Here is a 12,241-nt window from a genome sequence, read left to right on the forward strand (position 1 = left end):
TTGGATGGTATTTTTTATTGCTCATCTTGTTTCGTCATGATTCTTACCTTTTTATTTTTTCGTCCACGTGACTTTTTGTAATGCGGTCTTTTCAATATTCTAACGCGTTGGACGGTCGGGATTTTTTGGATTTCTTGTACCGCACCTTCAATCTTATCCAGTCCTTCTTCTAAATCAATCAATACATATACATATCCGTTCTTACGATTACTCGTCATATCTCCCATACGTAGATTATATTGGTTAAATAATTGGATAATTTCCGCTAAGGTATCCATCGTTTCTTCATAGAATACCGTTACACGGTAAGGAGAATGAAACAATTGTCTGGCACCAGGGAAATTGACCGAATCCCTCACCGTTCCATATAACAAGAAATCACTGAGTGCTTTTCTCGCCAATCGTTCGCCACCTTCTAATGCTTCTTGTGTATTCCCACCGATATGTGGCAGCAAGGTGATTTTGTCGTTTCCCAACAACGCTTCTTCAGGAAAATCAGTAATATAGCCCGCGATTTGATCGGTAGCCAATGCACCAACTATAGCTTCATTATCTACAAGGGGTCCTCTTCCAAAATTCAGTAAATAGGCACCTTGTTTCATCAGAGCCAATTGTTCCTTGGATAAGATCCCTTTGGTCTCTTCTGTCAACGGTAAAGTCAGTACTACAAAGTCTGATTGACGCAACAACTCTTCCAGTTCCAATTGTTCGACGTAATCCAGATCCTTATCTGACCGAGCATAGCCTAGCACTTCCATTCCCAAATCGTAACAACTTCTTGCAACTTGAGAACCGATTGACCCGAGTCCAACGATACCAATCACCTTACCTTGCAGTTCTCTTCCTACGAAAGCGTCTCGCTTATCTTCTGCTTGTTTCAATAAGTCTGCACCACTCAATGTCTGAACCATGTCAGCTGCCGGACCGATTGGACGAAAAGTCGCAAACAAACTAGAAAGTACGGCTTCTTTAACCGCATTAGCATTTACACCAGGTGTATTCAAAACGGCGATACCTTTTTCAGTAGCGGCTTCAACATTGATCGTATTCACGCCTACCCCAGATCTTGATATAACCAACAATGCTTCAGTCAGCAAATCATCTGGAACAACTGAACTTCTGACCATAATACCATGTGGGTGAGCGGTATCTGTTACCTTAGCTTTTGCATGCTTTAGTTTAGCCAATTGTTTACTGGAAAAACTGTCGATCACTTTGATTTCGTACATGCTATCGCCTCCTTTGAGTCATGATTCATTCGTTCATTTTTACTTTGCATTTCATTCTATCATTGGTTACACTAAAATAAAAGTTTGGAGAGGGTGCTTTACAGTGCATATTGAAACGATTAAGCTTTATCCTGATCGTCCCGTTATCGGAGAAAATAGCCAAGTCAAAGATACGACCTTTGGAGAATATGTTGAACTGGGTTCTTCTAATAGTGTCGATAACGCAAAGATTGGTGGTTACAGTTACACCGGCAGTTACTGCTATATTCAAAATTCAGTGATTGGCCGCTTCGCTAGTATAGCGGATATGGTGCGCATTGGCCCAACCAATCATCCTTACGAAAGACCCTCTCAGCATTTATTTGCTTACAACGGAGATGGCTACGGCTTTCCGAATAAGGATACACAATTTCTTAAAAAAAGAAAACAAAAAATCACTACGATCGGTCATGATGTTTGGATCGGTCACGGTGTTACGATCCAGTCAGGTGTAACCGTTGGTGATGGTGCGGTCATCGGTGCGGGTGCAGTGATTACAAAAGACGTTGCCCCTTACACAATCGTTGGCGGGATTCCTGCTAAACCACTGAAAGAACGTTTTCCAAAAGAGATTCAAGCTAAACTCTTAGACATCCAGTGGTGGAACTGGTCTAGAGCAGAACTAGAGGAACGTTATGAAGACTTGAAATTACCGATTGAAGACTTTGTTGAGAAATATCATTCTCTTTAGTTCAATCAAATAAGGTCTCAAGAAAGGCCAATCGTTTGGGACTTTCTTGAGACCTTGTTTGATTTTTTTATAGATATTTTCGCTGCATCGCTCTAATCAGCCAAATACCAAATACATAATTCCACAATGTCATGGTATATACAGATAAACGTTCAAAAACTGCGGGATAACCAAAATCATTCATGAGCAACATACCCAATGCAATCAAACCAAAAATGCCTAGTCCAATGGCCAATTTTCTTAGTCGTTTTTTTGTACTCGAATGATGCTTGTTTAAATAGATGCCAAATAAGATGAGTGTCAGGTTTCCGGCAGCAATCGCCATTCCCGCTCCAATCGTATGCATATTTGTATAATCGTAAGTTTCTCCCGGAAATAGACCAACTAAGACATTTCCTACTCCCTGAATCACTGCGACGAGTGAAACGAGTACGCGTGCTTTTTGTTGCAGTAATGGTGCAGCCAGTAGATAGGCACTCATTGAGAGTAGCCCATACAAAATAAATCCACTATTCATCACATATGCTAACGGAGAGTAAACCGCTCGTCCATCGATCATGAGTCGCTTCGCAACACCAAGATCACTGATGTAGTGATACGTGTAACCATAATCTGGATCTACCCATGCATGTGCTGAAATAGCTTCAGTAGAAAGATAGATCGTGGAAGCTGCTATAAAGAATAAGGCAGCCGCCAGTAATCTTCTTGATTGATGTTTTTCCATTCTATGACCCCTTTGATTCAAGCTGTACATACTTGCGCATGTTACGCCTCTTGGATATAATCCAGCATAAGTTTGCTGACGTGCTCAGGCTGTTCGTGATGTACCCAATGTGTTGCATTGCCGAGTAAGATACCTTTACCATTGTCGCAATAATTCAGACTCTTATCTGCCAGTTCTTTTCCGAGAAACTGGTCCTTCGTACCCCAAATAATATACGTCGGGACAGAGATCCGTGCATCCGCATTAGAACGCATCAAGTTCCGACCATTTGCTCGATACCAGTTGATCATTGATTTCATGGCTTCTGGTTCAGACCAAGCTGTACGGTAAGCGTCCATGTCTTGTTCACTAAACGTCCCTTCTATACTACTCCCTTTTAAGGCATTCGATGCAATGTCCCAGTTGTCTCGACTAAATAACTTTTCAGGAAGTCCTCTCAACTGAAAGAATAGAATGTACGAACTCTTCAGCAACTGTGATGGTCGCTCCAACACATGTTTACTCATTGCTGACAAATGAGGTGCATTTAAAATAATCATTTTTTGAATCAGTTCTGGGTGTTTTTCCGCTACTTTCCAGGAAACAATTCCACCCCAGTCGTGACCTACTAGTATGACTTTTTTTCGACCCGATTGTTTGATCAGGCCGACAACATCTTCTACCAAATGATCCATGTCGTATGCTTTAACCTCATCTGGTTTGTCACTACGGTTATACCCGCGCTGATCGGGTGCCCAAACACGATAACCTTGTTCTGATAAAGCCGCCATTTGATGATGCCATCCGTACCAGAATTCTGGAAATCCATGCAGCAATAATACGAGTTCTCCATCTTCGGGACCCTGTTGCGCAACATGAAGTCTGACGCCGTTCGTTTCTATATAAGTATGTTCGATCGCATTCATATCCACTTCTCCTTTAACTCATCCTCATTTATAGGCAGTCTACATTTCTCATCCACTATCGGTTCACACCGTTATTATATCCAAAATCATCAAAAATCCCCCACAAAACACTTTATCCTCAAGCCTTTTAGTGACTTTGATCCTTAATTTTTTTGAGAATCGGTCGGTGCATGTCCGATAATTTTTCGGATGATCTCCGCAAGTTCCTGATGACTTTGTTTTTGTCCCGTTTCGTACCAGGTTTTAAAAGTACCGATGACGCCCCTAATCAAAAAAGCAGAAACTAAACGGTGATAAGCGGGTTCCACTTGTGGAAAGGCTGTCTGTAAAATATTCCTTGAATGATAATCTACCCAACCATCGATCCGAGACGAGAATGAACGACTTCCGTTCGGTCCTAATAAGATATAAATAATATCACATTCCTCGGAAAGACTTGAGAACAACACTTCAAGTAGTGGCGGGTGTTCTGAATCACCTTCAAGGTTATCATCATACTGATCAAACATCTTCTCCAACTCTGTAAAGACATCATCTTCTAGCTCATAAAGCAATTCATAAATGTCTGAATAGTGGAAGTAAAACGTTCCACGATTGATCTCTGCTTTTTCTGTTAACTCTTTTACTTTAACTTGATGTATTGATTTTTCTTTTAAAAAGTAAATAAGTGCTTCTTTCAAATGACGCTTGGTTTTCTGGACGCTACGGTTTTCTTTCATTTCTTTCTCCTTCTTTCAACACTTTTTCCTTATTTGTTGGAATTTGAACAGATGCCAAATGACTGTTTGTTGTACTTTACTGATGTGTATTTATAATTAACACTAGTTCAAATTTCAACATTTGTCAAAATATCATGAAAGAAGTAGGTAGGCATGAAGGAAGCATTATTTAGAGGTATCGTAAAATATAAGAAAATCATTATCACCGTGTTTAGCATCTTGGGGTTGATCTCCATCTTTTTAGCTAGATTCGTTGGTATCAATAACGACATGGTGGATTACTTACCCAGTAGTTCCCCATCTACACAAGCGATTCACGTGATGGAAGATGAATTTCCACCACAACCTTCAGAAATTCGTGTGTTACTCCCCCCCTCTGATATCACAGGCGTCCTTGACGTCAAAGATGAGCTGGCTCAAGTAAGTGAAGTGACCGGCGTGGAGTGGCTTGACGATGAAGAGGATCTTGAAAAACCATTACCCTTAATGGATCAAGAGACGCTTGATAAATACTATCAAGATGATCAAGCACTATTATATATCTCAACTGAAATAACGGAACCCGAAAAACGAGACGAAATGATCGAAAGCATAGAAGCAATCGTAGGGACTGATGCACAAATGGATGGTCCACTCATTCAAGACTACGAACTGGATCAACATACAACGAAAGACTTATATACGACCATCAGTCTAGCAGTTGTCGTCGCCTTTTTCGTTTTACTTTTCACCACTTCTTCGTGGATCGAACCTTTATTGATTCTAGGAACAATTGGTTTAGCCATTCTAATCAACAGTGGTTCAAATATCTTTTTAGGTGAAATTTCTTTTGTAACAAAAAATGCTTTTCCAATATTACAGCTAGGCGTTTCAATCGATTATTCTATTTTCCTTCTTCATCGCTATGAAGAATACCGCAAAGAAGGACTTGTTCAAGAAGAAGCCATGGTAAAAGCGCTGAAAAATTCATTGGGCTCTGTGCTCTCCAGTGGTTTGACGACTGTCATCGGTTTCGCAGCTTTAATCCTGATGAAATTCGGTATTGGTGCCGATATGGGAATCGTTTTGGCAAAAGGTGTCATCTTGAGTTTGCTTTCTGTCTTTATTTTCTTACCGGCTATGACACTTGTCTGTGCCGATATTTTAGAAAAAACAATGCACAAATCGTTTATTCCTTCTTTAAACCCTTTAGCGCAATTCGTTTATAAAGTTCGTTATATCGTTGTTCCATTAATGGCCGTGGCGGCAATCGTCTTTTTCTTTGCCCAACGTCAAAATGACTTCTACTATGGAAATTCTAGATGGCTTCCAGAAGACAACACCGTCATGCAAGATAAACAAACGATTGAAGAAACCTTTGGACATAAAAACCAAATGGCCATTATGATTCCAAATGACAGCGAAGAAAAAGAAAAAGAAATGATTCAATCGCTGGAAGGATTAGCAGACGTTTCGGAAGTACAGGCTTATTCCAACGAAGTAGGCTGGGCTATCCCCATCCAATACGTCCCTGAAGATACGCGCGAGATGCTCCATTCAGAAGATTATACAAGAATGGCGCTTGAAACCTCTCTTCCAGCAGAAAGCCCTGAAACCTTTGAATTGATTGATACGATTCGAGACAAAGCGGGTGACTTATTCGGTGATGATTACTTACTAGCCGGCGATAGTGTATCTACGTATGATCTCAAAGATGTGATCAGTGCTGATCAGAAAATCGTCAATATCACTTCGATCATCGGCATTTTGATCGTTATTATGATTGCCTTTAAATCTTTGATTCTACCAGCTTTGTTAGTCATCAGTATTCAAGCAGCCATCTGGATCAATTTAGGGTTACCTTATTTTAGAGGTAGTGCTTTATTCTATATCGCCTTTTTGATCCTCAGCTCTGTACAACTCGGTGCAACGGTTGATTATGCTGTTTTGCTTACTGACCGTTATCTAGAAGAACGCCATCTTCAACCGAAAAAAGAAGCGTTACTCGCTTCTATTGAAAAATCTGGGGAAAGCATTCTTGTCTCCGGCACTATTATGACCGCTGCCGGTTTCTTATTCGGCCTATTCAGTACCAATCAAGTACCGGCTCAAATCGGCTATCTGCTAGCTCAAGGTACGATCTTATCTATGATCATTGTCTTCTTCGGCTTACCGATCTTGCTTTATATGACCGACCCTTTGATTGAAAAATTAACGTTAAAAACAACTTTTATACACAAGAAAGGACATCACTCATCATGAAAAAAACACTTATTGGATTAAGCTCACTGTATTTAGCCATCGGTTCTGTGTCTTTTCCTGTCTATGCAGCAGAACCTGCTGACTTTTCTAAAGAAGAACTCGTCTATTCCACCATTGATTTGTCTGGAGATTTAGAAGATCTGTATGTAACAAACTTATTTGAATTAAATCAAGCAGGTGACTTCCATGATTATGGTAACTATGATAACTTGCATCTATTAAATTCAGCTGACTCATCATTAACTTACACGGCAGATGATGCACGCGTCCAAACAGACCAAAAACGCGTTTTCACGCAAGGAGAAATTGCAGACAAACAATTACCTTGGTCAGTAGCGTTTACGTATAAGCTAGATGGAAAAACGATTGATCCACATCAAGCAGCTGGTGAAAGTGGTCAGTTAGCTGTTGATGTTTCCATTACGCCAACTGATACAGAAAATGAGCAGTTAATGGACTTCTTTGATCATTATGTCCTTCAAGTCAGTACATCGATGGATCTAGACACACATTTTGATTTGAAAAGTGAAAATGGCATTATCAGTACCTCTGGGAATCAACGACAAGTTCAATGGACTGTTCTGCCTGGGCAAGAAGAAGACCATTTATCTTTCACAGTAGAGACAAATCAACTAGAAGAACTTGACTGGTCTATCACTGGTGCACCCCTAAGCTTATCACTGGGTGACGATTTATTTGATCTATCTAAATTCACAGATCCATTGGAAGATTTGGAATCCGGTATCGCCAAAGTTGATGACGGTTCTCAAGATCTTTATGACGGTAGTGTGACCCTTAACAACGGGATCAGCCAACTACTAGGAGGTAGCCAAACCTTAGCTGATGGCACACAGACATTCGCAAGCAAAACCAAAGAGCTGTCTGACGGTACAAGCCAAGCCTATGAACGTTCAGAAGACTTGGAAGATGGTCTAAACACGTTAGATAAGGGGAGTCAAACTTTCGCGCAGTCTGCTGCACAACTAGCTGATGGTAGCCAAACGCTAGATAACAAAGCGGATACCTTCTTTACTGGTTTAAGTGACTTAAATGAAGGTTTATCTGGATTGGATAGTGGTCTCGCTGAGATTGAAGCTGGCGTACAGCAACTAGACAGCAAATCTGGACAACTAACGGACGGATCAGCTAGTATTTTGGAAGCACTACAGACATTAGATGCTAAAGTCAGTGAAATCAATCTAGCTTTCAATGATATTTCCAAATTGACAGACGCTTCAAGTGCCATTGAATCTGGTATTTCTTCTATAAATGATGGCATCGGCGGAATTGATCAAAGCATCGGTCAGTATAAATCAACGCTTTCCAATGCGGGCTTATCTTCATCTGAACTTACCGCTCAGAACGCAAGCGCCCAAGAAAAGATCCAAGCACTTAAAAGTAATATCGAGACCTTACAACCGCTTGTAGACGAAGGCGTCGTTGATCAGTCAGTTGTTGATCAATTGACCGACTCTCTGAATCAAACAGCGCAACTATTGGCTGCGAACAACCAATATATTGCTGGTAGTGAAAAACTAGTTAATGGTATCCAATCTCAAGTCTCAACAGATGGTGCTTTGCGCAGTGGTAGTCAACAGTTACTTGACCAGTACCAAGCATTTAATGCATCAATCCAAAAAGTGGTAACCGGTATCGCTACTTTGCCTGACGAATTGGCACCTCTACAATCAGCAGTCAGTGAACTAGCTAAACAGTATGCTTCTCTTGATCAAGGTATTCAAGATTATACAGCTGGCGTCGACAAACTATCCGATGGTATGGACTCAGTAACGAGCGCTAGTCGTCAGTTGACTAATGGCTCCACTCAACTAGTTGAAGGTGGGCAAGCCTTAGAATCCGGTATCTCTAAACTATCAAACGGATCCGCACGCTTGAATCAAGGGGCTTCTACATTATCACAAGGTATCAGCGAAGCACACAGCGGAACACGCTCATTTAGAGATGGTATCGGCACACTCAACAATGGTACGAATGCACTCTATGCTGGCTCCCTTTCCTTAGTAGACGGAACAAATACACTAGCCAATGGTATCGACGAAGCCGAATCAGGTGCTACTTCCTTAGCAAATGGTGCAAATGATCTTTCGTATGGTACACAGACACTTCGAGAAGAAACGAGTGGCTTGCCAGGCAAAACTGAAGAAGAAATCAATGAGGCTCTCGAATCATTCACAAACGAAGATTACACTGTTCACTCTTTCGTAGATGATCGCAATGACCAAGTTGAAAATGTTCAATTTGTCATTCAGTATCGTGCACAAGAAGATACTGAAGAAACCAAAACAACTGAACAACCTGAAGAGCATAAGAACTTGTGGCAGCGATTCTTGGATCTATTCAGATAACCAATCAAAAGAAAGCAGCGACGAAAACGTCGCTGCTTTCTTTATCTTTATTGTTTTATCTCTTAATATAGCTGAAATCCGTTAACGCTTCATACGTATACGATTCTTCGATTTGATTTTTGTTGACTGTCCAGTCTATGATTGCTTCAAATTGCTCTTTATCTACTGATTGCGCATAGGGATACGACGCTTCCTGACGATCTAAATAATCGCTCATCGCTTCCGGGAACGCGTACTCAGATAAGATAGCTGCATATTCACTAGCTTGATGTTCATTCATATAATCGATCGCTTTATTGTAGCCTTTATAAAAAGCAGATACATCTTGAGGACGTTCGGATAACAACGAGTCCATAAATTGAATGGCTCCACCATTTAACCCAGCAGCTTTTGAACTCCCTAATACCACTGCTCCTTGAGCAGCTAACATACTGGCTTGAGGTTCTGTGTAGACAGCAGCATCTACTTCACCTGTCAGTAACGCCTCTGAACGTGTTGCAAATGAAGGTATATCCACAATTTCATAAGTTATATCTTCTTCATTAGCAAATTCATCCATAATATATTCTAAGATAAAGTTCGGCACTAATGTTACTGTTTTTCCATCTAGTTCTTTTATTTCTTTTACGCCAGATTGTGGCGATGCCAGAATTTTAAAGTCTTCTAAAATACCAGAAGTAATCGTCATATCTGTACCGTTTTTCTTGAATGTCGCCTCTGTCATAACATCACTAATGGTTCCTTCAACTGCATGCGCTTGAATCGCTACGTTACGGTCATTAGGTGATGCAAAAGATTCAATTTCTACAACGGTTCCTTCTTCTTCAAAGTAGCCCTTTTCTTTAGCTAATATAATAGGAATCGCTGATTCAGACGGTAAAATACCAAACTTAATCGTTTCTCCCGAAACAGCTTGTTCCTCTTCGTTTTCTACTTGACTGGTTTGGTTCCCACAAGCTGCTAAACTCATTGTCATTGTAGCAAAGACCATACCTATTGTAATTTTTTTCATACTGTTTCTCCTAACTTTTCTCTGAATGCTGCTAACGACAAGCCTTCCGGGATAACTTCCCGATGCAATTCAAGTGGGTTCGTTTTTTTTGTATTGATACCAGGAACCGTTGTAAAAGCTAATGTAAAACCAAGCTCAGTTAAGGTTTCTACATTTTCCTTATTGTACAAACCAAATGGATAAGCGTAGACGTCCTTTTCCTGTACATAGTCATTACATTTATTGACATCTTCTATAAATGCCGCTTTCGATTCCCACATGATTCGGCTTCGTTCCCTTCCACTACGTTGATGAAAGTGGTAAGAATGGTTTGCGTACGTAAAGACGTCCTTCATTTGTTTTAATTCTGGGAAACTCAATGTTTTTGATAGCGATTGCTCATAAGGTTGCGGATGATCAAATACCCAGCCAGCTGCTTCAAAAGAAACCGCAGGGATACCTTTATCCTTTAAAAATGGATAAGCATACTTCATTTGCGATTGAAAACAATCATCAAAAGTAATCAGTACGGCTTTTTTAGGTAGGTTAAAACTATTTTTATAATAATTTTTTACTTCCTTAAGTGTTAAAAAATGATAGTGCTCTTGAATCAAATAGTTCATTTGTTCACAAAAACATTCGTAACTGTTGTATAACACTGTAGGTAATGCGTCTTCGTATCCATCTGCCACAGATATAGGTCTTGGTACTGATAGGATTTCTTCACACGGTAAAATTTCATGATATAAAAGTGTTGTAAACATCTTAATATTCTCCTTCCGAACTTTTATATTATAGCATATTTGTGTATAATTACACTAACCGATTTAAGGAAAGGATCATTTATTGAATGAGTATTCAATTGAAAAATGTACATTTCGAATATGAAGATAACCTTCTATTTCACAATATCGACTTCACATTTAAAGAAAATACAATTTATACACTTCTGGGACCATCTGGAACTGGAAAAAGTACGCTTTTAGATTTATTAAAAAAGTCATCAGAACCTACTAATGGCGTAATTCAGTATCAACACTTATCGGTTACGGATATTGTAACTGTTTTTCAGAAGAATCAGCTTTTCCCATGGTCTACCGTCTCGGATACTTTGGAACTACCGTTGAAGATTACGAAATATCCCGTAAGTAAACGGACTAACAAAATAATGGCATTGGCCGAAGAACTTTCTCTTGAAGATTTATTATCTAGAAAAATCCCCATGTTAAGTGGTGGGCAAGTACAGCGTGTAGCGATAGGGCAAGGTCTAGCTATGCAGCCTAAAGTACTATTACTCGACGAGCCGACTTCTTCACTAGATCAAGAAGCAAAAGAAGAGATTCAAGAAATTTTGTTAAAAGAACAGAAAAAAAGAGGTCATATGATGATAGTCGTCACACACGACATTGAAGAAGCTGTCTACCTTGGACAAGAAATTCTCTTGCTTAAAGACCAACAGTTGCAGTTATTCCATAATCCAACCACTCATCTTCATGATCGACGAAACGATGTGGCGTTTTATCAATTTTGTATCGAAATGAGAAAGCAGGTACGCACCTAATGAATCAATATCGTTCATCTTTTTTTCGTTCTTTATCTTTAGGGATTCTTTCTTACTTAGGCGTTTGGTATCTCATTTACTTTGTCTCCCAAAACCACGCGATTCCAGACCCATTAGTGACAATTTCTAACATGTGGACAACCAAAGAAGTCCTTTTCTTACATACTTCAGCGAGTACGCTACGCATTCTAGCAGCATTGTTTTTTTCTATTATTGTAGGCGTTCCTACAGGAATCTTATTAAGCACTTATCCTCAATTGGATCGGATCATTTCTCCCTTACTTTATTTTTTATATCCGTTACCAAAAGTTGCACTCTTGCCTGTCCTCATGTTGTTTTGGGGATTAGGTGATTTTTCTAAAATTCTATTATTATTCTCCATTATTGTTTTACAAATGATTGTTTTGGTTAGAGACGGCGCTAATAGAATTCCTAAGAACTACCAGAAAACAATGACCAATTTCCATGCTAGTACTTGGCAGCGTATTTATTATTTGATGCTGCCAGCTGTCTTTCCTCATATCTTAGTTAGTTTACGGACAAGTATCGGTATTGCCCTAGCTTCTTTATTTTTTGCAGAAAATTATGCTACTCAATATGGCCTAGGTTATCTTATACTCAGCTCGTGGACCAAGATGGATTACGTAGAAATGTTTTCAGGTATCTTCTGTATTGCCCTTTTAGGGTTTCTATTCTTTCAAGTCATTGATTTTTTAGAACGATTTTCTTATCGTAGTTAGCTGATTGACTATCGCTTTACGTCCTGAATACGAAA

The 12,241-nt window shown here is 39.7% G+C and carries 11 protein-coding genes; 5 read left to right on the forward strand and 6 right to left on the reverse strand.

What is annotated here, in order from left to right; all coding sequences use genetic code 11:
• Positions 1 to 14 precede the first annotated feature (14 nt).
• On the reverse strand, positions 15 to 1,229 hold the full coding sequence (locus J5J05_RS11220) for an NAD(P)-dependent oxidoreductase (RefSeq protein ID WP_208560755.1): 1,215 nt from the start codon (positions 1,227 to 1,229) through the stop codon (positions 15 to 17).
• A gap of 103 nt (positions 1,230 to 1,332) precedes the next feature.
• On the opposite strand from J5J05_RS11220, the gene J5J05_RS11225 reads away from it, so the two are divergent.
• Complete coding sequence (locus J5J05_RS11225) at positions 1,333 to 1,959, forward strand: DapH/DapD/GlmU-related protein (protein ID WP_341868523.1); 627 nt, start codon at positions 1,333 to 1,335, stop codon at positions 1,957 to 1,959.
• Between the two features lie 67 nt (positions 1,960 to 2,026).
• Here J5J05_RS11225 and J5J05_RS11230 read toward each other — a convergent pair whose 3' ends face one another.
• The 3 genes from J5J05_RS11230 to J5J05_RS11240 all read right to left on the reverse strand — a co-directional run bounded on the left by J5J05_RS11230 (position 2,027) and on the right by J5J05_RS11240 (position 4,307).
• The gene (locus J5J05_RS11230) at positions 2,027 to 2,683 is read right to left on the reverse strand and encodes a DUF998 domain-containing protein (RefSeq protein WP_208560757.1); all 657 of its coding nucleotides are present in this window, start codon (positions 2,681 to 2,683) and stop codon (positions 2,027 to 2,029) included.
• Positions 2,684 to 2,724: 41 nt separating this feature from the next.
• Positions 2,725 to 3,588: an alpha/beta fold hydrolase gene (locus J5J05_RS11235; RefSeq protein ID WP_208560758.1), complete on the reverse strand. Its 864-nt coding sequence runs from the start codon at positions 3,586 to 3,588 to the stop codon at positions 2,725 to 2,727.
• Between the two features lie 143 nt (positions 3,589 to 3,731).
• Positions 3,732 to 4,307 (reverse strand): TetR/AcrR family transcriptional regulator, encoded by a 576-nt coding sequence (locus J5J05_RS11240; protein ID WP_208560759.1) that lies wholly within the window; start codon positions 4,305 to 4,307, stop codon positions 3,732 to 3,734.
• A gap of 153 nt (positions 4,308 to 4,460) precedes the next feature.
• On the opposite strand from J5J05_RS11240, the gene J5J05_RS11245 reads away from it, so the two are divergent.
• Together J5J05_RS11245 and J5J05_RS11250 are read left to right on the forward strand one after the other, a co-directional pair.
• A complete protein-coding gene (locus J5J05_RS11245) occupies positions 4,461 to 6,548 on the forward strand; it encodes an efflux RND transporter permease subunit (RefSeq protein WP_208560760.1) in 2,088 nt (695 codons plus the stop codon).
• The gene (locus J5J05_RS11250) at positions 6,545 to 8,914 is read left to right on the forward strand and encodes a phage tail tape measure protein (RefSeq protein WP_208560761.1); all 2,370 of its coding nucleotides are present in this window, start codon (positions 6,545 to 6,547) and stop codon (positions 8,912 to 8,914) included. The genes J5J05_RS11245 and J5J05_RS11250 overlap by 4 nt, the downstream gene beginning before the upstream one ends.
• A 55-nt stretch (positions 8,915 to 8,969) precedes the next feature.
• Here the strand turns inward: J5J05_RS11250 and J5J05_RS11255 are convergent, their stop codons facing one another.
• Together J5J05_RS11255 and J5J05_RS11260 are read right to left on the reverse strand one after the other, a co-directional pair.
• Complete coding sequence (locus J5J05_RS11255) at positions 8,970 to 9,926, reverse strand: ABC transporter substrate-binding protein (protein WP_208560762.1); 957 nt, start codon at positions 9,924 to 9,926, stop codon at positions 8,970 to 8,972.
• Positions 9,923 to 10,669 (reverse strand): polysaccharide deacetylase family protein, encoded by a 747-nt coding sequence (locus tag J5J05_RS11260; protein WP_208560763.1) that lies wholly within the window; start codon positions 10,667 to 10,669, stop codon positions 9,923 to 9,925. The genes J5J05_RS11255 and J5J05_RS11260 overlap by 4 nt, the downstream gene beginning before the upstream one ends.
• An 86-nt stretch (positions 10,670 to 10,755) precedes the next feature.
• Between J5J05_RS11260 and J5J05_RS11265 the strand changes: the two genes are divergently transcribed.
• The gene (locus tag J5J05_RS11265; protein ID WP_208560764.1) at positions 10,756 to 11,466 is read left to right on the forward strand and encodes an ATP-binding cassette domain-containing protein; all 711 of its coding nucleotides are present in this window, start codon (positions 10,756 to 10,758) and stop codon (positions 11,464 to 11,466) included.
• A complete protein-coding gene (locus J5J05_RS11270) occupies positions 11,466 to 12,206 on the forward strand; it encodes an ABC transporter permease (protein WP_208560765.1) in 741 nt (246 codons plus the stop codon). The genes J5J05_RS11265 and J5J05_RS11270 overlap by 1 nt, the downstream gene beginning before the upstream one ends.
• Positions 12,207 to 12,241 lie beyond the last annotated feature (35 nt).

Source organism: Marinilactibacillus kalidii (assembly GCF_017599325.1).
GTDB lineage: Bacteria > Bacillota > Bacilli > Lactobacillales > Carnobacteriaceae_A > Marinilactibacillus > Marinilactibacillus kalidii.